The organism is Pseudomonas stagnisoli (genome assembly GCF_048595745.1).
In the GTDB taxonomy this organism is placed as follows: Bacteria; Pseudomonadota; Gammaproteobacteria; order Pseudomonadales; family Pseudomonadaceae; genus Aquipseudomonas; species Aquipseudomonas alcaligenes_A.
Map to the genome: position 1 here is coordinate 2,983,448 of NZ_CP184361.1, position 23,301 is coordinate 3,006,748.

Annotated in this window: 23 protein-coding genes; 13 read left to right on the plus strand and 10 right to left on the minus strand. The window is 66.3% G+C overall.

What is annotated here, in order from left to right; genetic code table 11:
- Nucleotides 1–19 precede the first annotated feature (19 nt).
- The 5 genes from ACOAPY_RS14405 to ACOAPY_RS14425 all read right to left on the minus strand — a co-directional run bounded on the left by ACOAPY_RS14405 (nucleotide 20) and on the right by ACOAPY_RS14425 (nucleotide 4,419).
- Entirely contained in the window at nucleotides 20–1,798 is a 1,779-nt protein-coding gene (locus ACOAPY_RS14405) for an ABC transporter ATP-binding protein (protein ID WP_465153731.1), read from the minus strand.
- Nucleotides 1,791–2,390, minus strand: coding sequence for a DsbA family protein (locus tag ACOAPY_RS14410; protein WP_465156814.1), 600 nt, complete (start codon nucleotides 2,388–2,390; stop codon nucleotides 1,791–1,793). Before ACOAPY_RS14410 ends, ACOAPY_RS14405 begins: the two co-directional genes overlap by 8 nt.
- A 149-nt stretch (nucleotides 2,391–2,539) precedes the next feature.
- Nucleotides 2,540–3,478: an oxygen-dependent tRNA uridine(34) hydroxylase TrhO gene (gene trhO / locus ACOAPY_RS14415; protein ID WP_465153732.1), complete on the minus strand. Its 939-nt coding sequence runs from the start codon at nucleotides 3,476–3,478 to the stop codon at nucleotides 2,540–2,542.
- 124 nt (nucleotides 3,479–3,602) lie between these two features.
- Complete coding sequence (locus tag ACOAPY_RS14420) at nucleotides 3,603–3,908, minus strand: BolA family protein (RefSeq protein ID WP_465153733.1); 306 nt, start codon at nucleotides 3,906–3,908, stop codon at nucleotides 3,603–3,605.
- A gap of 13 nt (nucleotides 3,909–3,921) precedes the next feature.
- Complete coding sequence (locus ACOAPY_RS14425) at nucleotides 3,922–4,419, minus strand: DUF2059 domain-containing protein (RefSeq protein ID WP_076577819.1); 498 nt, start codon at nucleotides 4,417–4,419, stop codon at nucleotides 3,922–3,924.
- A 170-nt stretch (nucleotides 4,420–4,589) separates the two neighbouring features.
- On the opposite strand from ACOAPY_RS14425, the gene ACOAPY_RS14430 reads away from it, so the two are divergent.
- From ACOAPY_RS14430 to ACOAPY_RS14440, 3 genes are all read left to right on the plus strand, one after another.
- Nucleotides 4,590–5,600 (plus strand): DUF2804 domain-containing protein, encoded by a 1,011-nt coding sequence (locus ACOAPY_RS14430; protein ID WP_465153734.1) that lies wholly within the window; start codon nucleotides 4,590–4,592, stop codon nucleotides 5,598–5,600.
- A 78-nt stretch (nucleotides 5,601–5,678) separates the two neighbouring features.
- Nucleotides 5,679–7,073 carry a class II fumarate hydratase gene (locus ACOAPY_RS14435; protein WP_465153735.1) on the plus strand — a complete coding sequence of 465 codons (1,395 nt, stop codon included), beginning with the start codon at nucleotides 5,679–5,681 and terminating at the stop codon, nucleotides 7,071–7,073.
- Nucleotides 7,066–7,686 carry an NAD(P)H-dependent oxidoreductase gene (locus ACOAPY_RS14440; RefSeq protein WP_465153736.1) on the plus strand — a complete coding sequence of 207 codons (621 nt, stop codon included), beginning with the start codon at nucleotides 7,066–7,068 and terminating at the stop codon, nucleotides 7,684–7,686. The genes ACOAPY_RS14435 and ACOAPY_RS14440 overlap by 8 nt, the downstream gene beginning before the upstream one ends.
- Here ACOAPY_RS14440 and ACOAPY_RS14445 read toward each other — a convergent pair.
- A complete protein-coding gene (locus ACOAPY_RS14445; RefSeq protein WP_465153737.1) occupies nucleotides 7,676–8,641 on the minus strand; it encodes a DMT family transporter in 966 nt (321 codons plus the stop codon). The two genes, ACOAPY_RS14440 and ACOAPY_RS14445, sit on opposite strands and share 11 nt — an antisense overlap.
- 207 nt (nucleotides 8,642–8,848) lie before the next feature.
- Here ACOAPY_RS14445 and ACOAPY_RS14450 point away from each other — a divergent pair, with 207 nt between their 5' ends.
- Entirely contained in the window at nucleotides 8,849–9,058 is a 210-nt protein-coding gene (locus ACOAPY_RS14450) for a DUF6316 family protein (protein ID WP_076577809.1), read from the plus strand.
- Here ACOAPY_RS14450 and pap read toward each other — a convergent pair whose 3' ends face one another.
- A complete protein-coding gene (gene pap / locus ACOAPY_RS14455) occupies nucleotides 9,059–10,546 on the minus strand; it encodes a polyphosphate:AMP phosphotransferase (protein ID WP_465153738.1) in 1,488 nt (495 codons plus the stop codon).
- Between the two features lie 95 nt (nucleotides 10,547–10,641).
- On the opposite strand from pap, the gene mnmC reads away from it, so the two are divergent.
- The 8 genes from mnmC (at nucleotide 10,642) to ACOAPY_RS14495 (ending at nucleotide 18,617) form a co-directional block, all read left to right on the plus strand.
- Complete coding sequence (gene mnmC / locus ACOAPY_RS14460) at nucleotides 10,642–12,594, plus strand: bifunctional tRNA (5-methylaminomethyl-2-thiouridine)(34)-methyltransferase MnmC2/FAD-dependent 5-carboxymethylaminomethyl-2-thiouridine(34) oxidoreductase MnmC1 (protein WP_465153739.1); 1,953 nt, start codon at nucleotides 10,642–10,644, stop codon at nucleotides 12,592–12,594.
- 85 nt (nucleotides 12,595–12,679) lie between these two features.
- Nucleotides 12,680–13,225, plus strand: coding sequence for a Tll0287-like domain-containing protein (locus ACOAPY_RS14465; RefSeq protein ID WP_169919275.1), 546 nt, complete (start codon nucleotides 12,680–12,682; stop codon nucleotides 13,223–13,225).
- A gap of 1 nt (nucleotide 13,226) precedes the next feature.
- Entirely contained in the window at nucleotides 13,227–13,493 is a 267-nt protein-coding gene (locus ACOAPY_RS14470; protein ID WP_076424883.1) for a metal-sensing transcriptional repressor, read from the plus strand.
- A 28-nt stretch (nucleotides 13,494–13,521) separates the two neighbouring features.
- The gene (locus ACOAPY_RS14475) at nucleotides 13,522–14,064 is read left to right on the plus strand and encodes a rhodanese-like domain-containing protein (RefSeq protein WP_465153740.1); all 543 of its coding nucleotides are present in this window, start codon (nucleotides 13,522–13,524) and stop codon (nucleotides 14,062–14,064) included.
- Nucleotides 14,064–14,819 (plus strand): sulfite exporter TauE/SafE family protein, encoded by a 756-nt coding sequence (locus tag ACOAPY_RS14480; RefSeq protein WP_465153741.1) that lies wholly within the window; start codon nucleotides 14,064–14,066, stop codon nucleotides 14,817–14,819. The genes ACOAPY_RS14475 and ACOAPY_RS14480 overlap by 1 nt, the downstream gene beginning before the upstream one ends.
- A 2-nt stretch (nucleotides 14,820–14,821) precedes the next feature.
- On the plus strand, nucleotides 14,822–15,514 hold the full coding sequence (locus ACOAPY_RS14485) for an MBL fold metallo-hydrolase (RefSeq protein ID WP_465153742.1): 693 nt from the start codon (nucleotides 14,822–14,824) through the stop codon (nucleotides 15,512–15,514).
- Between the two features lie 92 nt (nucleotides 15,515–15,606).
- The gene (locus tag ACOAPY_RS14490) at nucleotides 15,607–18,360 is read left to right on the plus strand and encodes a 7TM diverse intracellular signaling domain-containing protein (protein ID WP_465153743.1); all 2,754 of its coding nucleotides are present in this window, start codon (nucleotides 15,607–15,609) and stop codon (nucleotides 18,358–18,360) included.
- Nucleotides 18,361–18,386: 26 nt separating this feature from the next.
- Nucleotides 18,387–18,617 carry a YheU family protein gene (locus ACOAPY_RS14495; protein WP_076577795.1) on the plus strand — a complete coding sequence of 77 codons (231 nt, stop codon included), beginning with the start codon at nucleotides 18,387–18,389 and terminating at the stop codon, nucleotides 18,615–18,617.
- 16 nt (nucleotides 18,618–18,633) lie between these two features.
- Here the strand turns inward: ACOAPY_RS14495 and ACOAPY_RS14500 are convergent, their stop codons facing one another.
- The 3 genes from ACOAPY_RS14500 to ACOAPY_RS14510 form a co-directional block, all read right to left on the minus strand.
- Nucleotides 18,634–18,966: a YnfA family protein gene (locus ACOAPY_RS14500; protein ID WP_465153744.1), complete on the minus strand. Its 333-nt coding sequence runs from the start codon at nucleotides 18,964–18,966 to the stop codon at nucleotides 18,634–18,636.
- Between the two features lie 65 nt (nucleotides 18,967–19,031).
- Nucleotides 19,032–19,460: a hypothetical protein gene (locus ACOAPY_RS14505; RefSeq protein WP_465153745.1), complete on the minus strand. Its 429-nt coding sequence runs from the start codon at nucleotides 19,458–19,460 to the stop codon at nucleotides 19,032–19,034.
- A gap of 67 nt (nucleotides 19,461–19,527) precedes the next feature.
- Complete coding sequence (locus ACOAPY_RS14510) at nucleotides 19,528–20,688, minus strand: MFS transporter (RefSeq protein ID WP_465153746.1); 1,161 nt, start codon at nucleotides 20,686–20,688, stop codon at nucleotides 19,528–19,530.
- Between the two features lie 395 nt (nucleotides 20,689–21,083).
- Between ACOAPY_RS14510 and ACOAPY_RS14515 the strand changes: the two genes are divergently transcribed.
- Nucleotides 21,084–23,264 carry a hypothetical protein gene (locus ACOAPY_RS14515; protein WP_465153747.1) on the plus strand — a complete coding sequence of 727 codons (2,181 nt, stop codon included), beginning with the start codon at nucleotides 21,084–21,086 and terminating at the stop codon, nucleotides 23,262–23,264.
- The last annotated feature ends 37 nt before the right edge of the window (nucleotides 23,265–23,301 follow it).

The following is a 23,301-nucleotide window of genomic DNA, read 5'->3' on the forward strand; positions in this document are numbered from 1 at the left end:
GCCGCCCAGGGCGGCCCAGCTACTGTTGCAGATGCCCGTAGAGCTTGGCGTACAGCCCGCCCTCGGCGATCAGCTGCTGGTGATCGCCATCCTCGGCGATGCTGCCGCCGTCGAATACCAGCACGCGGTCGGCCTGCTTCACCGCCGACAGGCGATGGGCCACGATCAGCGTGGTACGGCCACTGAGGAAACGCCCAAGCGCCTCGTGCAGGGCATACTCGGTGGCGGCGTCGAGGGCCGAGGTGGCCTCGTCGAGGATCACCACCTTGGGCTCGGCCAGCACCATGCGGGCGATGGCCAGGCGCTGGCGCTGGCCACCGGACAGACGCACGCCGGAGCGCCCGACCACGCTGTCCAGGCCATCCGGCAGGGCGCGGATGGTGGCGGACAACTGGGCGATCTCCAGCGCCTGCCAGCAGGCCTCGTCGCTGCGCTCACGGCCCATGCACAGGTTGGCGCGCACCGTGTCGTTGAACAGCGCCGGGTGCTGCAGCACCACCGCCACATGCTCGCGCACCCGCTCCAGACCGATCTCCTCCAGGCTCGCCCCACCGAAACGGATGGTTCCGGCCTGGGCCGTGTAGAGCCCCAGCAGCAGCTGCACCAGGGTGCTCTTGCCGCCGCCGCTGGCGCCGACCAGGGCGACCTTCTCGCCGGGCGCGATGGCCAGGTCGAGATCATGCAGCACCGGTTCGTCACGGTAGGCGAAGCGCAACCCGCGCACCTCGATACCGACGGTGTCGCGGCCCTTGAACGGGTCACTGCGGCCTTCGTGCTGCGGCTCGTCGGCACGCGCCAGCAGCTCGTTGATCCGCGCCAGCGCACCGCCGGCGGCGTAGTAGGCGTACTGCACGCCGAGCAGCTGCTCGACCGGGCCGATCATGTACCAGAGGTAGCTGAACACGGCGAGCATCTGGCCGATCGACAGGTCGGAGAACAGCACGGTGAGCATGGCTGCGGCGCGGAAGATGTCGATGCCGAACTGGAACAGCAGGCCGCTGGTGCGCCCCGCCGCGTCGCTCTTCCACTGCGAGGCCACCGCGTAGTCGCGCACCTCGCGGGCGCGCAGGCCGAGGCGGCCGAGGAAGTAGCCCTGGCGGTTGCCGGCGCGCACTTCCTGGATCGCCTCCAGGGTCTCGGTCAACGCCTGGGTGAAGCGCGAAGTACTGTCGTTCTCCAGCTTCTTCAGGTGCTTGACCTGCTTGCCCAGCTGCACCGTGGCAAAGATCACCAGCGGGTTGAACAGCAGGATCAGCAACGCCAGCTGCCAGTGCATCCAGATCAGCACGGCGGCGGTGCCGGTCAGGGTCAGCAGGGCCACCAGCACCTTGCTCAGGGTCTCGCCAATGAACTTGTCGAGGGTGTCCAGATCGGTGACCAGGTGGGCGGTGACGGTGCCGCCTCCGAGGTTCTCGTACTCGCTCAGGGCGATGCGCTTGAGCCGCTCGATCAGGCGCACCCGCAGCCGGAAGATCACGTCCTTGGACAGGCGGGCGAACAGGCGCGCCTGCAGCACGTTGCTGACCAGCGCCCCCAGGCGCAGCACCAGGGTCAGTACCAGCATCAGGCCGATGTAGCCGGCCGCACTCTGCCAGTCGGCGGGGAGGAAACGGTCCATCACCCGCAGCGCCGCATCGCCCTGCTTGAGCAGCACCTCGTCCACCAGCAGCGGCAACAGCAGCGGAATCGGCACGCTGCACAAAGTGGCGAGCACGGCGATCAGGTTGGCCAGGATCAGGCCCTTGCGGTGGCGCAGCGCCAGGCGGCGGATTTCCGCCCAAGTCAACCGATCAGGCATGCGCGGCCTGCTCCAGCCAGCGGCCGAGCAGCGGCGCCAGCGCCTGCAGCGGCTGGTAGCCGTTGGTCAGCAGGGCCAACTGGCCGTTACGCTCGGCCAACAGGGTGGGGAAGCCGGCGATGCCAAGGTCCTGCACCCAGTTGAAGTCGACCTCGGTGGCGGCCTGCATCGCCTGGCTGTCGAAAGCCGCGGCGAACTCGATACGCGGGATGCCGGCACGTTCGGCCAGCTCCACCAGCACCTGGGCACGCGTCACGTCGCGCCCCTCGGCATAGAAGGCCTCCTGGATCAACTGCAGCAGGGGCCAGACGCTCTGCTCGTCCAGCTGGCGCGCGGTGACCAGCGCCCGACAGGCCGGTTCGGTGTCATAGACGAAGCCTTCAGGCAGGGCATCCTGGAAGTTGAACAGCTGGCCGGTGCTGGCGTTGACCGCCTGCCAGTGCGAGAGGATGCGCACCCGCGCCGAAGGGTCCATGGCCGCGCGCTCGCGGCGCAGGCCACCCACCACCAGCTGCAGCGGTATGCCGGCGGCAGCCGCCTGCTCGGCCAGGGCCTGCACCACCGGGGCAAACCCCCAGCACCAGGAACACATGGGGTCCATCACGTAGAGCAGACGGGCTGGGCGCAAGCTGGGCTCCTCGAAATTCCGCGGGGTGGTTGTAGGGGGGATAACGGCGCCGCCTTATCCACCAAGGGTGACGGCCGGTGGAAAAGACCTGCGGTCGTTTTCCACCCTGCTCCTCATTGCTCCTGCAGCGCCTTGTAATTGAAGCCGATGGGGTGCGGCAGGTTGCGCTGCTGGGCGATCTCGATCTGCTTCTGCCGCTCGCGGGCGGCCTGGCGGGTCTTCTCCGGCAGCGAGTCCCAGCAATGCGGGCAACTGATGCCCGGCGAGTAGTGCGCGCTTTGCCGATCCTCGGCGGAGATCGGGTTGCGACAGGCATGGCACTGGTCGTAGTCGCCCTCGCTGAGGTCGTGGCGCACGGTCACGCGGTTGTCGAAGACGAAGCAGTCGCCCTGCCACTTGCTTTCATCCTGCGGCACCTCTTCCAGGTACTTGAGGATGCCACCCTTGAGGTGGAAGACCTCCTCGAAGCCCTCGCCGAGCATGTAGCTGGAGGCCTTCTCACACCGGATGCCGCCGGTGCAGAACATGGCGACCTTCTTGTGCTTGCTCGGGTCGTAGTGGGCCTTGATGTACTCGGGGAACTCGCGGAACGACTTGGTCTTGGGATCGACCGCGCCCTCGAAGGTGCCGATGGCGACCTCGTAGTCGTTGCGGGTATCGATCAGCAGCACCTCGGGGTCCGCGATCAGGGCGTTCCAGTCCTTGGGCTCGACGTAGGTGCCGACGCGCTGGTTGGGGTCCACGCCCGGTACGCCGAGGGTGACGATTTCCTTCTTCAGCTTGACCTTGGTGCGGTAGAAGGGCTGCTCGTCGCAGTAGGATTCCTTGTGATCGACATCCGCCAGGCGCGGGTCGCGCTTGAGCCAGGCCAGCAGGCCATCGATGCCCTCGCGCGTGGCGGAAACGGTGCCGTTGATGCCTTCCTCGGCGAGCAGCAGGGTGCCCTTCACGCCGAATTCCAACATGGTGTTGAGCAGGGGCTCGCGCAGCGCTTCGTAATCCGGCAGGGACACGAACTTGTACAGCGCCGCGACAACAATCTTCGCAGTCATGCAGTGTTCTCCAGTGGTCACCCTCGCAAAGGGCGGACCGGGGCTCTAAATAAAAGCGCCGGCTTGAGCCGGCGCGGAGCACGATTCTAACGCAGCGGCGCGGCCTGGGGCACGCGCTGCGGGATTAGTGGTCGTGCTTGCTGCCACCACGGCAGGTTGGCGAATCCGGTGCGACGCCCTGCGCGGCCCACTCCTCGGGGGTGTAGGTGTGCAGCGCCAGTGCGTGAAATTGCTGCATCAGATCGCCCAGGGTGGCGTAGACCTTCTGGTGGCGCTTGACCGCATTCAGGCCGGCGAAGGCCGGGCTGACGATCACCGCCTTGTAGTGGGTTTCCTGGCCACGGCTGTGCATGTGGCTCTCGTCCTGCACATCGAGGTGCTCGCTGTGCAGCGGCTGCAGGGCGGCGATGATCTGGTCGCGCATGCTCATGTCCGGTTCCTCGTTACGGCTTGGCGGGTTTCAGTTCGCTGGTCATCGCCCCCAGCAGGCGGTCGACTTCCGGCACCGCCTGCTGCAGGCGGGCCTGGGTCAGCTGGGCGGAATGCGCCATCAGCTGCGGCATCTGCTCCAGCACCTTGCGCCCGACCGGGGTCTGGTAGAAGGCCAGCAACTCCTTAAGTTCGGCTTCGCTGAAGGCATCGGTGTACAGCGCCACCAGCGCCTCATCCAGCTTGCCCTCGCCCACTACCTTGTCCAGCGCAGTATCGGCCTGGGCCTGGTAGCGCTCCAGCACGGCCTTCTGCGCCTCGCTACCGCCGGCCTGGGCGAAGCGCTGGGCGAACATCTGACGGACCTGCATGTAGGCCGGCACGGCCAGCTTGTCGACGCGAGTCAGCTCGACGAAGCGCTTGGCCTCGGCAACGTGACTGGCAGACGCGGCCAGCAGAGGCCCGCTGGCGAACAGCAGCAGGAGAGAACAAACGGCGCGCAAGCGGCTCATGGGTAGATCCTCGGGTAAAACGCGGGGCGCCATTCTGCGCGCAGCGTCTGCCGGGCTCAAGCGCCGGGGGCGGCGCAAATGGCCATCACTTGCCCCGCAACCCCGGTAATAGGCATGATCACTCATCTTTCGGGGCCGGCTCCCCCCTGCCCCACACATGGATGTGTCTGATGAACAGCTTCACCAACCCGCTCACGCCGCACTCACAGCCCCTGTGCGATGCCCAAGGCCGCCTGCAGGCGAATGCCGTCGGCTGGTCCACTCGCCCGCTGGTGAACTGCGCGCTACCGCGCAACCTGGGCCGCCGCAAGCGCTGGAACCACTGGTGCATCACCACGCCGGACTGGATGCTGGCCCTGACCTTCGCCGACCTCGACTACCTGGGCTACGGCGCGGCCTATTTCCTCGACCTGCACAGCGGTAAAGCGGCCGCGCGCACCCAGCTGAGTCCCTTCGGCCAGGGCTGCGACCTGCCGGATACGCCGCTGGAAAGCCACGCTTTCCGCCATAGCCGCCTGCAGCTGCGCGCCGATGATCGTGGCAGCATGATCCGCCTGACGGCCATGGCCCCGGACATCGGCGGCCAGCCGCTGCAGGTGGCACTGGATATCCAGCGACCGCCGCACCTGGAGTCGGTCAACCTGATCTGCCCGATGGGCCGCCGCACCTTCCACGCCACCAGCCGCCAGCTCGGTCTACCGGTGACCGGCAACCTGCAGCTGGGGGGGCGACAGTACCTGTGCACGCCGGGGCAAAGCTTCGCCTCGCTGGACTTTGCCCGCGGCGTCTGGCCACTGAAAAGCCACTGGACCCGCGCCGCCTTCGCCGCACCCGGCGGCATTGCCGGTAACTTCGGCACCGGCTGGTGCGACTACAGCGGGCTGTCGGAAAACGCCCTGTGGTTCGGCGGGGAGCTGGTGCATCTGGAAGAGCGGGTCGAGATCGAGCGGCCGCCGAAGGGCCCGCTGGAACCCTGGAACCTGCACAGCGCCAGCGGCCGGGTCGAACTGCGTTTTACCCCGCGCCAGCAGCACCAGGCCTGCCCGCGCCTGGGGCCGCTGTATGCCGACACCCGCCAGTGGTTCGGCCGCTTCGACGGCGTGCTGCGCGGCCCGCAGGGTGAGAAGGTGCCGGTGAGCAGTGCCTACGGCTGGATGGGCGCGACCCACGCGCGCTGGTAATCGCTGCCATAGAAAAGCTGTGGAACCGCGGCAACGTACGGCGGCCTAAACTGCCGACCAGTGATGAGGAGCCGCCCCATGAGCCGTATCGAAACCGACAGCATTGGCGCCATCGAGGTGCCCGACGACGCCTACTGGGGTGCCCAGACCCAGCGCTCGCTGATCAACTTCGCCATCGGCGAGCAGCGCATGCCACTGGCCGTGGTGCATGCCCTGGCGCTGATCAAGAAAGCCGCAGCACGGGTCAACAGCCGCATCGGCGAGCTGCCGCCGGACGTCGCCCGGCTGATCGAGCAGGCCGCCGATGAGGTGCTGGCGGGCCAGCACGATGCGCAGTTCCCGCTGGTGGTGTGGCAGACCGGTAGCGGCACGCAGAGCAACATGAACGTCAATGAGGTGATCGCCGGGCGCGCCAACGAACTGGCCGGCCAGGGCCGTGGCGGCAAGCACCCGGTGCACCCCAACGATCACGTCAACCGCGCACAGAGCTCCAACGACAGCTTCCCCACCGCCATGCACATCGCCACCGTGCAGGCCGTGCAACACCAGTTGCTGCCAGCCATCGCCGAGCTCTCCGGCGCCCTGGCCGAACAGGCGGCGCGGCACATGGACCTGGTCAAGACCGGGCGCACGCACCTGATGGACGCCACCCCGGTGACCTTCGGCCAGGAGCTGTCGGCCTTCGTTGCGCAACTCGATTATGCCGACAAGGCCATCCGCGCCAGCCTGCCGGCGGTCTGCGAACTGGCCCAAGGCGGCACCGCGGTCGGCACCGGACTGAACGCGCCCAGGGGCTTCGCCGAAGCCATGGCCGCCGAGCTGGCTGCACTGGCCGGCCTGCCCTTCGTCTCGGCACCGAACAAGTTCGCCGCCCTCGCCGGCCACGAGCCGCTCACCGCACTGTCCGGCGCGCTGAAGACCCTGGCCGTGGCGCTGATGAAGATCGCCAACGACCTGCGTCTGCTCGGCTCCGGCCCACGCGCCGGCCTCGCCGAGGTGCGCCTGCCGGCCAACGAGCCGGGCAGCTCGATCATGCCCGGCAAGGTCAACCCGACCCAGTGCGAGGCGCTGTCCATGCTCGCCTGCCAGGTGCTGGGCAACGACGCCACCATCGCCTTCGCCGCCAGCCAGGGGCAGCTGCAGCTCAACGTGTTCAAGCCGGTGATCATCCACAACCTGCTGCAGTCGATCCGCCTGCTGGCCGATGGCTGCCGCAACTTCGCCGAGCACTGCGTGGTCGGGCTGGAGCCGGACACCCGGCAGATGGCCGCACACCTGGAGCGTGGCCTGATGCTGGTGACGGCGCTGAACCCGCATATCGGCTACGACAAGGCCGCGGAGATCGCCAAGAAGGCCTATGCCGAGGGCCTCACCCTGCGCGAGACGGCCCTGCAGCTGGGCTATCTGAGCAACGAGGAATTCGACGCCTGGGTGCGTCCGCACAACATGCTGGAGTCGGGACAACATGGCTGAAGAAACGAAAAGCGGCGCCACCCCGCTGGAAGGCGACGGCAAGCGCATCCTGCTGATTCTCGGCACGCCCAAGCGTGACAGCCTCTGTCATGCCCTCGCCGAAGCCTACAGCAGCGGCGCCCGTGGCCAGGGCCATGTGGTGCGCCAGCTCAAACTCGGCGAGCTACAGTTCGACCCGATCCTGCGCGAGGGCTTTGGCCAGCAGCAGACGCTGGAGCCGGACCTGCTGGAGGCGCAGCGGCAGATCCACTGGGCCGAGCACCTGGTGTTCGTCTACCCGGTCTGGTGGGGCGGCGTGCCGGCGCTGCTCAAGGGTTTCTTCGACCGCACCTTCCTGCCCGGCTTCGCCTTCAAGTACCGCAACCGCTCGCAGCTGTGGGACAAGCTGCTGAGCGGGCGCACCGCCGATCTGCTGGTCACCCTGGACACCCCGCCCTGGTACTTCCGCTGGATCTACGGCGCGCCGGCGCACCGGCAGATGGTGCGCACCATCCTCGGCTTCTGCGGCATCAAGACCCGCCGCCTGACCGAATTCGCCCCGGTGCGCCCTTCCTCCGAGGAACAGCGCCAGGGCTGGCTGCGCAAGGCCGAGGGGCTGGGCGTCAGGGCCTGAGCGTCACCAGGCGGGCACGACGCGCGCGCCAACCGGCCAGCAACGAAGGTCCCAGCGCCGTGAGCGCCGAGCCCAGCACCACCAGCACTGCGCCACCGTAACCGAGCAGGTTGATCTGCTCCGGCTGCACATGGTCGGGCCACCAGACGGCAGCCAGGGCCACCGCGACAAAAGTCACCAGCGGGGTGATCGACAGGGTCGCGCTGACCCGCGAGGCCTCCCAGTGCGCCAGCGCCTCGGCGAAAGCGCCGTAGGCCACCAGCGTATTCAGGCAGCAGGCCAGCAGCAGCCAGCACTGCAGTGTGCTGAGCTGCAGTACCTGCAGCGGATGGGCCCAGGGCGTGAGCAGCAAGGCGCAGGCCAGGTAAATCACCATCATGATCTGTGGTGAGCTCCACTGGGTCAGCAGCTGCTTCTGCGCAAGTCCGTAGAACACCCAGACGAAAGCCGCCAGCAGTATCACCAGCACCCCGGTGGTGTAAGTGGTCAGCGAGGTCAGCAACTCTGCCAGGCGCTGGTTGAAGAACAGGCCGAAACCGAGCAACAGGATTGCCATGCCGACACCCTGGCCAAGGCTGAATGACTCGCGGAACACGAACAGGCTGGCCACCAGAAACAGGATCGGCGCCATCTGGATTACCAGCTGGGTAGTGCCGGGGCTGAGCATGTTTAGGCCGATCAGGTAGAGCACGTAGTTGGCGGTCAGGCCGAGAATGGCCAGCACCAGAAGACCCTGGCCACGGCGCCCGAGCGGGGCAAAACGCGGCAGGCGACGCTGGGTCGACAACCAGATGAACAGCAGCACACCGGACACCAGCAGGCGGCACCAGGTGACGGTGACCGGGTCCATCACCTGCAGCACTTCCTTGAGCTTGATCGGCAGGATGCCCCAGAGCACGGCAGTGGTAAGGGCGAGCAGCAGGCCGAAAAGCCAGCGGCCGGAGGAAACGTGCATGACAGCCTCGACGGCGAAACAGCGGAACGGCCGGGAATTATAGGCCGCGCCCGATTGACCCGACAGCCACAGCTGACCACGCAGACAGGAACAAACTGTGCCGCCCGCTCGAGATGACTAAAAAATGACCACTTGTCGCGCCAGCCTACTCGCTAATGACCAGGCACTAGACTGAAAGCAGTGCACCCTGTCGCAGGAGGCTTAGCCATGTTCGGTCAACGCAATATCGACCCCGCCCCCGGCACCCACTACCGCAGCGAGCGAGTCAGTGCGGTCAATGGTCAGTATTTTTTCGCCACTCGCGAAGGCACCCTGGAAGGCCCCTTCTTCACCCGCGTCGATGCGGAGCGCGAGATCGCCTTCTACATCCGCCGCATGCAGCAGGCCAACGACATCATCGAAAGCCGCGCCTTCTAGTCAGTCGTTGGCAAAGGCCCTTTCCAGCGCTTCATTGATGGTGCGCAGCACCTTGACCCGAGCGAAGCGCTTGTCGTTGGCCTCCACCAGGGTCCAGGGCGCGATCGAGGTACTGGTGCGGTCGACCATGTCGCCTACGGCATCACAATAGGCGTCCCACTTGTCGCGATTGCGCCAGTCCTCTTCGGTGATCTTGAAGCGCTTGAAGGCGATCTGCTCGCGCTCCTTGAAGCGCTTGAACTGCTCGTCCTGGTCGATGGCCAGCCAGAACTTCACCAGCACCACGCCGGCGCGACTCAGTTGCTCTTCGAAGTCGTTTATCTCGCCATAGGCGCGCAGCCAGTCACTGGGCTGGCAGAAGCCCTCCACACGCTCCACCAGAACCCGGCCATACCAGGAACGGTCGAACACGGTGAACTTGCCGCGCGCCGGAATGTGCCGCCAGAAGCGCCACAGGTAGGGCTGGGCGCGCTCCTCCTCGGTCGGCGCGGCGATCGGCACGATACGGTACTGGCGCGGGTCCAGGGCCGCTGCCACACGGCGGATGGCGCCGCCCTTGCCGGCCGCATCGTTGCCCTCGAACACCGCCACCAGCGCGTGCCGGCGCATGCGCTTGTCGCGCATCAGCATGGCCAGGCGCGCCTGCTCCGCCGCCAGCATGTCCTTGTAGGCGTCCTTGTCCAGACTCTGGGTGAGGTCCAGGCTGTCCAGCAGGATGCGGTTGTCCAGGCTGGCCACTATCGGCGCCACATGCGGCTGGGCGGTCGGACGCGTCTTGGCTTTGAGCGCCGCCTGCAGGCCGTCGAGGAGAATGCGCCCCACCGTCAGGCTGCGATAGCACTCGTCGCTGCCCTCGACCACGTACCAGGGGGCGAAGTCGCGACTGCTGCGCCGCAGCACGCGTTCACCGTTGCGCACGAACTTGTCGTAGGTCTTGGACTGCTGCCAGTCCAGCGGGCTGAGGCGCCAGGCGCGCTGCGGGTCGTCCTGCAACTCCTTCAGGCGCATCTTCATCTGCTTCTTGGACAGGTGGAACCAGAACTTGAAGATCAGCGCCCCCTCGTCGCACAGCATCTGCTCCAGCGCCAGGGCACCATCGATGGCCTGGTCCAGCACGGCATCCTTGAAATGGCCATGGATGCGGCCCTGGATCATCTGGCTGTACCAGTTGCCGAAGAAGATACCGATGCGGCCCTTGGGCGGTAGTTGCCGCCAGAAACGCCAGGCCGGAGGCCGCGCCAGCTCTTCGTCGGTCTGCACGTCGAAGGTGCTGACCTGAATCAGGCGCGGGTCCATCCACTCATTGAGGAGCTTGACCGTCTCTCCCTTGCCGGCGCCCTCCACGCCATTGATCAGAATGATCACCGGGAAGCGCCCCTGCTGCTGCAGTTCAAACTGCGCCTCCAGCAAGGCCTCGCGCAGCGCGGGCAGTTCCTTTTCGTATTCGGCCGGATCAATCTTGCGGCCCAGTTCGGCGGACTCAAACATAGAGGTCTCCCTGTCTCGATTCGCTCAGCCTAGCGGATTCGCCGAGCCTTGGCGCAAGTAGCTACAATGCCGCACCTTGTTTTCCGGGTGCCTCGATGTCCGACCTCTGCAACGCCCAGCTCGACTGGAACGACCAAGGCCAGCCACTTTCGCGCCAGTTCGGTGACGTGTATTTCTCTCGCGACGACGGCCTGGGAGAAACCCGTCATGTGTTCCTCGCCGGCAACGACCTGCCGGCACGCTTCGCCGCCCTGCCTTCCGGCGCAAGCCTGGCAATCGGCGAAACCGGCTTCGGCACCGGGCTGAACTTCCTTTGCGCCTGGCAGCTGTTCGACCAGTTGGCCCCAGCGGATGCCTGTCTGCATTTCGTCAGCGTGGAGAAATACCCGCTCACCGCGGCCGACCTGCACCGTGCCCTGGCCCTGTGGCCGGAGCTGGCGCTCTGGTCCGGGCAGTTGCTGGAGCAGTACCGGGCCATCCATCCCGGCTTCCAGCGCCTGGTGCTGGATGGCGGTCGGGTCATCCTCACCCTGCTGATCGGCGATGCGCTGCAGATGCTGCCGCAACTGGACGCGCGCATCGACGTCTGGTTCCTCGATGGCTTCGCCCCGGACAAGAACCCGGAAATGTGGACCCCGGAGCTGTTCCAGGAATTGGCGCGGTTGTCCGCCCCGGGCGCCAGCCTGGCCACCTTCACCAGCAAGGGCACGGTACGCCGAGGGCTGATCGAGGCCGGCTTCGCCATGCGCCGCGCGCCCGGCCACGGCAAGAAGTGGGAAATCCTCTGCGGGCGTTTCGAGGCCCATGCGCGAGTGGCGGAAAAGCCCTGGCATGCCCGTCCGCCCAGGCCGGAAGCGCGCGAAGCACTGGTCATCGGCGCCGGTCTGGCCGGTTGCGCTACGGCCGCCAGCCTGGCTGCGCGCGGCTGGCAGGTGACCCTGCTGGAGCGCCACGATGCAGTGGCGCAGGAAGCTTCCGGCAACCCCCAGGGCGTGCTTTACCTCAAGCTGTCCGCCCATGGCACCGCGTTGTCGCAACTGGTGCTGGCCGGCTTCGGCCACACCCGCCGCCTGCTCCAGCACCTGCAGCAGGGCCACGACTGGGCTGCCTGCGGCGTGCTGCAACTGGCGTTCGATGCGCCGGAAGCCGGGCGCCAGGCCAAGCTGGCCGAGGCCTTCCCGGCGGACCTGCTGCACAGCCTGACGCGCGAGCAGGCCGAGGCTCGCGCCGGCGTCGCGCTGCCGGCCGGCGGCCTGTTCTACCCCGACGCCGGCTGGGTGCATCCGCCGGCGCTGTGCCGCCAGCTCGCCAGCCATCCGCGCATTCGTCTGCTGACGCACAGCGAGGCGCTGGAGCTGCGGCGGGTCGACGGCCGCTGGCAGGCGCTGGACGGCGAGCGCCTGCTGGCCGAGGCTCCCGTGGCGATCCTGGCCGGTGCCGCCGAGGTGCGCCGCTTCGCCGCCGAGCTGCCGCTCAAGCGCATCCGTGGGCAGATCAGCCGCCTGCCGCAGACCACCCGCAGCGCCGAGCTGGCCTGCGTGGTCTGCGCCGAAGGCTATGTGGCGCCGCCGCGCGGCGGCGAGCACACCCTGGGCGCCAGCTTCGACTTCCACAGCCAGGACTGCGCACCGACCGCTGCCGAACACGCCGGCAACCTCGAACTGCTGTGGGAAATCTCTGCGGACCTGGCCGAGCGCCTGGACGCCGACCGGCTCGATCCGGCGCAGCTCGAAGGCCGCGCCGCCTTCCGCTGCACCAGCCCCGACTACCTGCCGATCGTCGGCCCGCTGGCCGACCCGGCGGCCTTCGCCGAGACCTACGCGGTACTCGGCAAGGATGCCCGCCAGGTGCCGGACAGCCCCTGCCCCTGGCGCGATGGCCTGTACGTCAACAGCGGGCACGGCTCACGCGGGCTGATCACGGCACCGCTGTGCGGCGAGTTGCTGGCCGCGTGGCTGAACGACGAACCGCTGCCACTGCCGCGCGCCGTGGCCGAGGCTTGCCACCCCAACCGTTTCCTGCTGCGCAAGTTGATCCGCGGCCAATGACCGCAGGGCGGACGCGACGAGCGACGGTTGCCTTTTCTGCCATCCAACATATACTCCCCCCTGTATATAGATAGGGAGTATGCCGATGCGCCTATTCACCACCCTGCTCTGCTGTGCCCCGCTGCTCGCCCAGGCCGCCGACCTGGCACAGCTGCGCGGCGAGGCCGAAGCCCTAATCCCGCCCTTCCAGCAACAGCTGCTGGCCAGCGTGCAGACCGCGGTCGCCACAGGCGGCCCGGCACAAGCCGTCGAAGCCTGCCGCCAGCTGGCGCCCGGCATCGCCCAGCAGCACAGCGTCGCGCCCTGGAAAGTGGGACGCACCGCGCTGCGCCTGCGTAACCCGGACAACCGTCCGGATGCCTGGGAACAAGCCGTGCTGGAAGATTTTCAGCGCCGCAGCCAGGCCGGCGAGGCCGTCGCCAGCCTGAACCGTGCCGAAGTGGTGGACGGCGAATTCCGCTACATGCGTGCCATCGCCACCGGCGAGCCCTGCCTGGCCTGCCATGGCAGCGCAATCAAACCCGAGCTGGTACAGCTGCTCGACCGTCACTACCCGCAGGATCAGGCCCGCGGCTTCGCCGCCGGCGAACTGCGCGGCGCCTTCACCCTGCGCCGCCCCCTGGAGCTCTGAGATGACCACCCCCAACACCCAGCAACAGGACGCCATGCTCAAGCGCCTGGCCCGCGTCGAGGGCCAGATCCGCGGCATTCAGGCGATGATCCGTCGCGGCGAGGAATGCGAGGCCATTGCCCAGCAGTTCGCCGCCGCGCGCAAGGCGCTGGACAAGGCCTACCAGGAGATGCTCGCGTGCCTGCTCGAGGAAACCGTGCTCGACCCCTCGCGCGACGACGCCGAGACCCTGGCCCGCGTGCGCGCCATCTTCACCAAATACACCTGAACCACATACCCCCAGGGAGTACCCTGCAATGACTGATACCATCTGCCTGATCGACGCCCCGCGCTTTGCCAGCGCGCGCCAGCAGGGGCATGTGCGCTTCCTCATCGACGTGCGCAGCCCGGCGGAATTCCGTGCCCAGCACGTGGCCGGCGCGCGTAACGTGCCACTCGACCAGCTCAATCCGGCCGCCCTGGTGCAGCAGCTGCGCCAGGAAGGCCTGCAGCGTGGCGACGAACTCTATCTGCTGTGCCACAGCGGCCAGCGCGCCCGCCGCGCCGCCGACCATTTGCAGCAACTGCTGCCCGGCGTGCAGGTGATCGACGGTGGTACCCAGGCCTGCGTGGCCTGTGGCCTGCCCACTGAAGAGGCCCCCAGCGGCGTGATCAGCATCCAGCGCCAGGTGCAGATCAGCGCCGGCAGCCTGGTACTGCTGGGTGTCGCGCTTGGCACCTGGGTGCATCCGGGCTGGTACGGTCTGGCCGCCTTCGTCGGCGCCGGCCTGACCTTCGCCGGCCTCAGCAACACCTGCGCCATGGCCCTGCTGCTCGCCCGCATGCCCTGGAACCGTTGATGGAGATATTGCTGCTGGAGGCCCTGGGCGTCGGTGCCGTGCTCGGCCTGCTGCTCGGTCTCACCGGCGCCGGTGGTTCACTGGTGGCCCTGCCGCTGCTGCTCAGCCTGCACCTGCCGCTGCGCGATGCGATCGGCGTCAGCCTCGGCGCCGTAGCCATCACGGCCCTGATCGGCGCCGTCCCGCGCGCTCGCCAGGGCCTGGTGGCCTGGCGCCCGGTGCTGCTGCTGGCCATCGCCGGCCTGCCGGGCAACTTCGCCGGCCAGTGGCTGGGCCGGCAGATTCCCGAGGCCGCGCTGATCCTCGGCTTCTGCGCCCTGGTGCTGTGGACGGCTTGGCGCATGTGGCGCAGTTCGAACCTGCCCCGTGAAAGCAGCGGCCCGCTGCGCAGCGCCCCGCTGATCGCCATTGGTCTGGGTGTCGGCCTGTTCTCCGGGCTGATGGGCGTCGGCGGCGGCTTCCTGGTGGTACCGGCGCTGCTGGCCTTCACCCCGCTCGGCATGCTGGCTGCCACCGCCACCTCGATGGCGGTAATCGCCCTGGTTTCCGGCGGCGGCTTCCTGTTCTACCTCAGCGGCGCGCAGCCCTCGCTGCTACTGCTGGCCGGCCTGGCTCTGGGCGGCGCGACCGGCGTGCTCGGCGGCAACGCCCTGGCCCAGCGCCTGGGCGGGCGCACGCTGCAACGCCTGTTCGCCCTGATGCTGGTGGCGGTCAGCCTGTCGCTGGCCGCGCAGAAACTCCTCGGAGGACACTGATCATGCTGTTTCGCCAACTCTTCGACAGCGAAAGTTCGACCTACACCTACCTGCTGGGCGATGCCGGCCAGGCGGTGCTGATCGACCCGGTGAAGAACAAGCTGGACGACTACCTGCGCCTGCTGCGCGAGCTGGACCTGCAGCTGCTGCTGGCCCTCGACACCCACACCCATGCCGACCACATCACCGCCCTCGGTGAGCTGCGCACGGCCACCGGCTGCCGCAGCGGCTTCGGCCAGCAGAGCGGCAGCGCCTGCGCCAGCTTCACCTTCGCCGACAGCCAGCGTCTGGCCTTTGGCGAGCGCGAGCTGGTCGCCTGGCATACACCGGGGCACACCGACGACTCCTACTGCTTCCTGCTGCCGGCCAGCGCCGATGAGCCAGGCAAGGTCTTCACCGGCGACACCCTGTTGATCCGCGGCAGCGGCCGTACCGACTTCCAGAACGGCGACGCCCGCGCCCAGTGGGCCAGCCTGCAGCGCCTGCTGGCCCTGCCCGGTGACACCGAAGTCTGGCCCGGCCATGACTACCGCGGCTGGACCCGCTCCAGCATCGCCGAGGAAGCCGCGCACAACCCGCGCCTGCAGGTGGCCGATGGCGAAGCCTATGCGCAGCTGATGGCCGGTCTCAGCCTGCCCAACCCACGGCTGATGGACATCGCCGTGCCAGCCAACCGGGCCTGCGGCCAAACCTGAATAGGCCAACAGGCTCTGGCCAGCGCTCTTGCCGCCGACGCAGCAACTAGGCAAAGTGACACAAACAAGTAAAACAACTCAGAGGTTGGCGGATGCCTCGTTTGCTCCTGGCAATGCTGCTGCTGTGCCTCTGCGGGCCGTTGTGGGCATTAGCCCCGGCGCCGCTGGACCGGGATGATCTGCGCCTGTCACTGGGCCCTTACATGGGCTACCACGAAGACAAAGACGGCCGCCTGAGCGTCGATGAGGTGCAGCGCCTACCCGACAGCGCCTTCACCCAGGTCAGCGGGAACCACGCCAATCTGGGCAAGAACGACTCGGTGTGGTGGTTCAAGGTGCGCCTGGTCAACAGCCGCCCGCAGGCGCTGTCCGGCTATCTGGAGATCAACTACGCTCTGCTCGATCGCATCGACCTGTACCTGCAGGACGAGGACGGCCGCCTGCACAGCCAGCAAAGCGGTGACGGTTTCGCCTTTGCCCAGCGCCCGGTGCAGGTACGCAATTTCTGGTTCCCCGTCGAGTTGCCGCCCGGCAGCAACACCTTGCTGGTGCGGGTACAGAGCAGCAGCACGATCTTCGTCCCCCTGTACTTCAGCACCTATGGCGCCAGCGCGGCGACCCAGGAAAACCTGATGGGACTGAACGGCGCGTTTTACGGCGTGCTGTTTGCCATGTTCGTGTACAACCTGTTCCTGTTCGTCTCGCTGCGTGAACGGGCGTACTTCTGGTACCTGGCCTACATCCTGGTATCTGCCCTGTTCGCCTGCGCCTTCGACGGCATGCTGTTCAAGCTGCTGCCAGAGAACGTGGCTCTGCAATCGGTCAGCATCTACGTATTGATGTTCCTGCTCTGCCTGGTCGCAGTGCAGTTCAGCCGCCACTTCCTCAGTATTCCGCAGAGCTTCCCCAGGCTGGACAGAGGCATGCGCCTGCTGATGCTGGTCATCTTCCTCTGCCTGCTGTCGGGGCCGCTGATCGGCCTGCAGGCCTGGAACATCCTCGCCAGCCTGACGGTACTGGTGTTCTCCAGCATCCTGCTGGCGATCGGCATCTACGTATGGCGACGCGGCCTGCGCTACGGCTCCTACTACGTGCTGGCCTGGGGCGTCCTGCTGATCTGTTTCATCCTCGCCACCAGCGGCTCCCTGGGGGTCGAACTGTTCGGCATCTATGGCGCCAACGCCGTGAAGCTGGGTTCGACCTTCGAGCTGCTGACCCTGTCGCTCGGCCTCGCCGACCGCATCAACCTGCTGAAGGAAGAGGGTTTTCGCTCCCACCAGGCGGCTGAACGGGCGGAACTGGAAAACCAGGCCAAAAGCCGCTTTCTGGCCAAGATGAGCCACGAGATACGCACGCCGCTCAATGGCGTGCTGGGCATGCTGCAGATGCTGCGCGAGACGACTCTCGACCGCACTCAGCGCTTCTATGTGGACACTATCGCCAGCTCCGGCAGCGCTCTGATGTCGGTAATCAACGACATTCTCGACTATGCACGCATCGAGTCCGGCAAGCTCAGTCTCGAAGAGATCGAGTTTGATCTCGAAGAGATGGCCTCGGACACCCTGATGCTGTTCACCGCCCAGGCCATGGAGAAACGGCTGCGCCTGTATGTCAGCCTCGAAGGCGGCGTCCCCCGGCGCGCGCTGGGCGACCCGACACGCCTGAAGCAGGTGCTGATGAACCTGCTGGGCAACGCCCTGAAGTTCACCCAGCAGGGCCATGTAACCCTGACCATCTGCCGCCGCAGCGACAGCCAGGGACAAGCCCACCTGGTGTTTGCCGTCAGCGACAGCGGTATCGGTATCAGTGGCGATACCCTCGGCCAGCTGTTCAAGTCTTTCTCCCAGGGCGACTCCAGCACCACTCGCCGCTATGGCGGCAGTGGCCTGGGCCTGGCCATCAGCAAGGAGCTGGTGGAGATGATGGGGGGGCGCATCGAGGTGCAGAGCACGCCTGGCCAGGGTTCGCGCTTCGCCTTCGACATCCCGCTGCGGACACCCGCCGAAAGTAGCGACGACCTGCCCCGACTGCTCGACAATCGCACCGCCCTGCTCTGCTCGCTGGACAGCCAGGGGCTCGATTGCCTGAGCCATCTGCTCAGCCGCTGGGGCATGCGCACCCAGCGCTGTCAGGACCCGGAGCGTCTGCAGGACTTCCTCGAAGACTTCGCCAGCCCCCCCCTGCTGGTGCTGATGGCGCCCTGGCCGGGCAGCAGCAGCCAATGGCTGGAGAGCCTGCGCCCGAACCTGGAACAGGGTCAGCGTATTCTGCTACTGAGCCCGCCCGGGCAGCACCAACCGCTGCCCGAGGGCCGGGGCCTGCGCCTGCTCGGCCTGCCTCTCCCCCTCTCGGCAACGGCATTGCGCGCCGCGCTGCATGATCTCTACAGCGAGCGCCGCCTGAGCCAGGCAGCGACGCCTCAGACGCTCGAGCGCCGCAATGGCCGTGCCCCCTGCATCCTGGTGGCCGAGGACAACCGGGTGAATCAGATGGTGGTGGAGGGCTTTCTCAAGAAGCGTGGCTATGCCATGCGGCTGGTAGCGGACGGCTGCAGCGCCGTCGCGGAGTATCGCCGCGATCCCGACGCCATCCAGCTGATCCTGATGGACTGCGAAATGCCTGAAATGGACGGCTTCGAGGCCACGCGGCAGATCCGTACCCTGGAGGCCGAGCGCCAGTTGAGCCCCGTGCCCATTGTCGCGCTGACCGCCCACATACTGGAGGAGCACCGTGCCGCCGGGCAGGCTGTCGGCATGGATGACTTCCTCGGCAAACCGCTGGATCGCCAGCAACTCTACGATGTGCTTGACCACTACCTGCTCGCCCACGCCCGCGCAAGCGATTAGCATGACCACCCCGCCGAGGAGACCTCATGCTGATTCCCCACCATCTGCTGGAAGCCGAAACCCTGACCCGCCTGCTGGAGGACTTCGTCAGCCGCGACGGTACCGACAATGGGGATGACACACCGCTGGCAACCCGCGTGGAACGGGCACGCCGGGCTCTGGAAAAGGGCCAGGCCGTGATCGTCTTCGATCCGGACAGCCAGCAGTGCCAGCTGGCGCTGCGCGAGGAAGTGCCCAAGGAGTGGCTGCAGGACTAGCTTTGCGTGAGCAGGCCTAGTGACTGGCGAAGCGCGGCCCGAGCAGGATGATGCCTGCGCCGACCAGGCATAATGCCGCGCCCAGCCAATCCGACAGCAGCGGCCGGGTGCGTTCGATCAGCCCCAGCCAGAACAGCGAAGCCACCACATACACCCCACCGTAAGCGGCATAGGCGCGCCCGGCATATCCCGCCTCAATACGCGTCAGCAGCAGGGCGAACAGGGTCAGGCTGAGCAGGCCCGGCACGATCCACCAGGCGCTTTTGCCCAGCCGCAGCCACATCCAGAAGGCATAGCAGCCGCCGATCTCGAACAGCGCGGCGAGGAAAAACCAGAAGTAATTGAGCATCGTCCGCCTCAAGGAAGCTGTTTGATCTCGGCGCGCCGTCGCGGCGCCGCATGACGGATCGGGGATCAGCCGCGCAGGCTGCCCTCGCGCTCCCACACGCAACGCACCCGCAGATCGGCTTCCTGCGGGCTGTGGAAGCCGCTCTCAGACTCCCAGCGGAAGGTATGCAGGCCGTTCAGTTCGGTTTCCAGGTGCACCACGGCGCTGGCCCAATACAGGCGCTGCAGCAAGGCCTCGAACTCCTTGACCCACAGCGCCCACTCATACTCGATGGCCTGATAGCTGGCGCCGAAGTGGATGACCTGGGTCTGGTACAGCCCCTCGCCCTCGTTGCCGCAGAAGGAGAACATTTCGCGGCCGAGAAACGGCCAGGCGTCGCCCTGGGGCAGTTGCTCCAGCACCTGGCGATTGGTGCCACGACGCAGCAGACGCTGCTCGCGATCACCGGACGGCCAGTCGCGGATGCAGCCATAGACGATGGATTCGGACTCCACGCGGGTACTCCAGAAAGTGCAGGCAGCCTTCTAACACAGGGAGTCCTCCCTGCAAAGGAACCAGTGCCTATGTCGACCGTTTCGGTGCCCGCAGGGCCCAGGCAATCAGACTCATCAGCGCCCCGAGGCCAATCAGCACCGCGAACGGTGCCTGGTAGCTGCCCGCCAGATCACGCCCCAGGCCGACCAGAATGGGCGCCAGGCAGGCCATGCAGTAGCCGGCACACAGCATCATCGCAGTCCAGCGGCTGACCGCCAGCGGCGTGTGGACCTCATACAACGGCAACACCAGCGACAGGGCAAAGGAGCCACTGAGGGCGAAACCCATCAGCACGGCCCAGAGCTCCGGCAACAGGGTCGGCTGAAACGTGATCATGCCCAGACACAGCGTCAGGGTCAGCCCACAGGCCACCAGCAGCGGCTGGCGGATATCGAAGCGCTGGGCCAACCAAGGCAGCAACCAGGCGCTGGGCAGTCCGACCAGCATGAACAGGCTGAACAGCGCGTTGCTGTACAGCAGGCTCAAGCCAGCCTCGTGATAGCGCGCCACCAGCCAGGTCGCCATGGTGTAGAAAAACCCGGCCTGAATCGCGAAGAAACCCGTTACCAGCCAGGCGCGAGGCTCGCGCCAGGGCAGCCCCTGGCCATCGCCGACCACAGCCGCTTCGGCGCGGCTCGGCAGGCGCAACCAGAGCAAGCCGGCCAGCAGGGCCGGGAGGAACCAGGCGGCCAGGCCCAGACTCCAGTCATCACCCAGGCCCAAGGTCAGTGGCACAGACAGCACGGCGCCACCCGCACCACCGATGGCCATGCTGAAGGAATACCAGCCCACCACCTGGCCAACCTGATCGCGGAAATGCCGTTTGATGAAACCCGACAGCAGCGGCCCGGCCACGGCGATGCCAGTACCGAGCAGCACGGCGCTGCCGATCAGCAACGGGCTGAGGTGCCCGCCGACACGCAGCAGTAGCGCCAGCATGATCAGCATGAGGCAACAGGCGATGGTCCGCTCCAGGCCGAAAAGCACGGCAAGACGCGGAGCCAGGGGGGCCAGCAGGCCCATGCAGAGAACCGGCAAGGCGGTGGTCAGGCTGATCAGGCCACGGCTCAGCGCGAGCTCCTCGGCGATACGTTCGATCAGCGGGGCGAAGGAGGTGATGCCGGGGCGCAGATTGATCGCCGCCAGCACCAGCGCCACCATCAACAGGGCCCTGGATACGGGTTTCACGGTACATCCAACAGCATGACGGCCAGATAGGCCGGGGCGCTTACCCTACCCCGCGGCATGTCGGTACGGCAATACGAATCTGACCAATCAGGCAAGTTAATAACCCACATGAGCTTCCCGTAAATGACATTCCTGCGACCCGCAGAATGCGTTCATATGTCTGCCAAAGCGACAGAAAACCGACCACGAACAAACGGCCGACGAACCTAAATGGCACTTCGCCATTGAACCGTCGCCAGACCACGGCCAGCGCGGCACGCGCCAAATAAAAAGAGTGGCGCCTGCCTCGAACAATGTTCATACGCTGTATATAGTGCTTATTCGTGAAAGCCTGGGTTTTACGGAATAACCCACCAATAAGAAAAGCTGCTGCCAACAGTCACGGAATGTCGACGATGAAAACAACTAAAGACGTAGATTCCACCGTTTCCGAGCCCCGTACCGTCGCATCGCCCGTGATCGAACCCCCATCGGTACCGGCCATACCCGCCTCGACCCTGCCGCTCAGTAGCGAGCAGTACATGTATTTCACCGAGCGTGACATCGACCGCATCCTGGAAAATCTCGACGGACTGCGCGAGCGGGTGTTCCCCAAACTGCATGGCGAAGACGCACTGGATGCGCTGCATGCCCAGCACTTCCCTTCGGTGTGCCTGATCGGCCTCGGCCGTTGCGGTTCGAACATCGCCCTGGATGTCGCCTCGCTGGTGTACAACGCGCGGCGCTTCTACCTCAACGAATTCAGCAACCAGGAAAAGAGCGGCTCCGAACAGCGCCCGGCCGGCTGGCTGCGCAGCAACCTGCGCCTGGCCGGCAGCCGCGCCGCCAAGCCGGTATTCCTGATCGAGCCGCTGGTGATGCTGGGCGACCTGGACAAGGACATCGAGGGGCGCATCCGCTTCTCGCGCAAGGCCGAGACCAGCGGCTTCCTCGACGACTACAGCAAGATGAAGATCATGGACCTGTCCGAGGTCCACGCCGGCGGCGCCGGTAACGCCCCGATCCTCGGCCAGTACCTGGCCAAGATCATCCTCAACAAGGATACCCAGCGTTTCTCCAACGCCGACTGGAAGTTCATCCACAGCTACCTGATCGACTCCTGCGGCATCAAGGCCAACCAGTCGCGCCTGTACTTCTACATCTTCAGCGCCGGCGGCGGCACCGGCTCGGGCATGGCCTCGGAGTTCGGCCTGGCCCAGCAGTTCGCCTACATGAGCAAGACCTTCGAGACCAAGCAGGAAAGCAGCAGCGAGGACAACCGCGGCCACTCCTTCGTCTTCGAGCCGATCTTCACCAGCGGCATCTGCATCCTGCCGAACATCTCCGACCAGCGCATCGAGATGTCCGAGGCCCTGCATATCAACGCCGGCCGCCTGCTGTGCAAGTACCTCGCCGAGGAGTGGGACTTCTCCTACAACTTCGACAGCGAGGAAACCGGCGAAGAGAGCGTGATGCGCCGCATCCGCCCATGGAACGCCATGATGCTGATCTCCAACGACATCATGCGTTATGCCGAGGAAAGCGACGGCGGCAACGTGCAGAACATCGACGTGAACGCCATGGAGCGCCACGCCAACCAGTACATCTCGCAGCAGATCTTCAACATCCTCACCGCCCAGGCGGTGACCACCGACTACGACCAGAACTACTTCCGCCGCGCCGGTATCGACATCGGCGAGACCATCCGCCTGGATGCCAATGACCTGTTCATGAGCCTGGCCGGCCCGGTCGCCGTGGCTTACGCGGAGTCCGTGGTGGCCGAGCAGGCCACGCCGGCGCCCACCGACAAGTTCAAGGTGTTCGAGAAAGAGCAGCCCAAGCTCAATATCGACGACCTGTTCTTCCGCTCCATCGACCTGCCGCACTTCAACAAGGCGACCCAGGCCATCGAGGGCATCAGCCTGCTGCCGATCGAGGCCAAGCGCTACCGCGCGGCGCTGGAGCAGTACAAGAAGTCCAACTACGACGCCAGCGCGCTGAGCGACCTGCACTTCTTCAAGAACTGCTCCTCGGTGGTGTCCATCGTCTCGCTGCCGAAGGACTACAAGCTGTCCTACATGGACCTGAACCGGCTCAAGACCCACCTCAACAGCCTGTTCCCCAACACCACCCTGAAACGCTACGCCCTGGTCATCGGCGCCTCGGCCAACCTGTCGCTGACCACCCTGATCGTCAAGAGTCCGTGCCTGTCGGACGACTTCCTGACCCTGATCGTTGCCTTCATCAAGCGCTGCTTCGCCCGCGACCAGTACCGTTACGACGAGAGCCTGGACAACGCCATGCTCGACTTCATCGTCTCCGAGGACTTCGACGAGGCGCGCATCGAGGCCATGCTCAACGAGTACGAGAACCCGGCGAAGATCCTCGACACCAACTGGTACGCGATCAAGCCGATGTACGAGAAGAAGTACCGCGAGTTGATCCACGACCACGACAAGTTCGTCTCGATCAATGACATCCGCCTGTCGCGCGACAGCGTGAAGAAAGCCATCAAGTACCTGCGCGAGATCTACCGCCACCGCGTCGGCAAGACCCGCGTCATCTCGCTCAACGACTACGACGGCCACAAGGCCTGAGTGGCGGCGAAAAGAGAAAGGCCTGCAGTTGCAGGCC

What these genes read in the sequence shown, in the direction of transcription:
- ACOAPY_RS14500 (WP_465153744.1), bottom strand. Translation starts at nt 18,966, where the DNA reads ATGCTCAATTACTTCTGGTTTTTCCTCGCCGCGCTGTTCGAGATCGGC.
- ACOAPY_RS14445 (WP_465153737.1), bottom strand. Translation starts at nt 8,641, where the DNA reads ATGCACGTTTCCTCCGGCCGCTGGCTTTTCGGCCTGCTGCTCGCCCTT.
- mnmC (WP_465153739.1), top strand. Translation starts at nt 10,642, where the DNA reads ATGTCCGACCTCTGCAACGCCCAGCTCGACTGGAACGACCAAGGCCAG.
- ACOAPY_RS14470 (WP_076424883.1), top strand. Translation starts at nt 13,227, where the DNA reads ATGACCACCCCCAACACCCAGCAACAGGACGCCATGCTCAAGCGCCTG.
- ACOAPY_RS14430 (WP_465153734.1), top strand. Translation starts at nt 4,590, where the DNA reads ATGAACAGCTTCACCAACCCGCTCACGCCGCACTCACAGCCCCTGTGC.
- ACOAPY_RS14450 (WP_076577809.1), top strand. Translation starts at nt 8,849, where the DNA reads ATGTTCGGTCAACGCAATATCGACCCCGCCCCCGGCACCCACTACCGC.
- ACOAPY_RS14440 (WP_465153736.1), top strand. Translation starts at nt 7,066, where the DNA reads ATGGCTGAAGAAACGAAAAGCGGCGCCACCCCGCTGGAAGGCGACGGC.
- ACOAPY_RS14465 (WP_169919275.1), top strand. Translation starts at nt 12,680, where the DNA reads ATGCGCCTATTCACCACCCTGCTCTGCTGTGCCCCGCTGCTCGCCCAG.
- ACOAPY_RS14515 (WP_465153747.1), top strand. Translation starts at nt 21,084, where the DNA reads ATGAAAACAACTAAAGACGTAGATTCCACCGTTTCCGAGCCCCGTACC.
- ACOAPY_RS14435 (WP_465153735.1), top strand. Translation starts at nt 5,679, where the DNA reads ATGAGCCGTATCGAAACCGACAGCATTGGCGCCATCGAGGTGCCCGAC.
- ACOAPY_RS14420 (WP_465153733.1), bottom strand. Translation starts at nt 3,908, where the DNA reads ATGAGCATGCGCGACCAGATCATCGCCGCCCTGCAGCCGCTGCACAGC.
- ACOAPY_RS14475 (WP_465153740.1), top strand. Translation starts at nt 13,522, where the DNA reads ATGACTGATACCATCTGCCTGATCGACGCCCCGCGCTTTGCCAGCGCG.
- ACOAPY_RS14410 (WP_465156814.1), bottom strand. Translation starts at nt 2,390, where the DNA reads ATGTGTTCCTGGTGCTGGGGGTTTGCCCCGGTGGTGCAGGCCCTGGCC.
- trhO (WP_465153732.1), bottom strand. Translation starts at nt 3,478, where the DNA reads ATGACTGCGAAGATTGTTGTCGCGGCGCTGTACAAGTTCGTGTCCCTG.
- ACOAPY_RS14480 (WP_465153741.1), top strand. Translation starts at nt 14,064, where the DNA reads ATGGAGATATTGCTGCTGGAGGCCCTGGGCGTCGGTGCCGTGCTCGGC.
- ACOAPY_RS14490 (WP_465153743.1), top strand. Translation starts at nt 15,607, where the DNA reads ATGCCTCGTTTGCTCCTGGCAATGCTGCTGCTGTGCCTCTGCGGGCCG.
- ACOAPY_RS14425 (WP_076577819.1), bottom strand. Translation starts at nt 4,419, where the DNA reads ATGAGCCGCTTGCGCGCCGTTTGTTCTCTCCTGCTGCTGTTCGCCAGC.
- ACOAPY_RS14485 (WP_465153742.1), top strand. Translation starts at nt 14,822, where the DNA reads ATGCTGTTTCGCCAACTCTTCGACAGCGAAAGTTCGACCTACACCTAC.
- ACOAPY_RS14405 (WP_465153731.1), bottom strand. Translation starts at nt 1,798, where the DNA reads ATGCCTGATCGGTTGACTTGGGCGGAAATCCGCCGCCTGGCGCTGCGC.
- pap (WP_465153738.1), bottom strand. Translation starts at nt 10,546, where the DNA reads ATGTTTGAGTCCGCCGAACTGGGCCGCAAGATTGATCCGGCCGAATAC.
- ACOAPY_RS14495 (WP_076577795.1), top strand. Translation starts at nt 18,387, where the DNA reads ATGCTGATTCCCCACCATCTGCTGGAAGCCGAAACCCTGACCCGCCTG.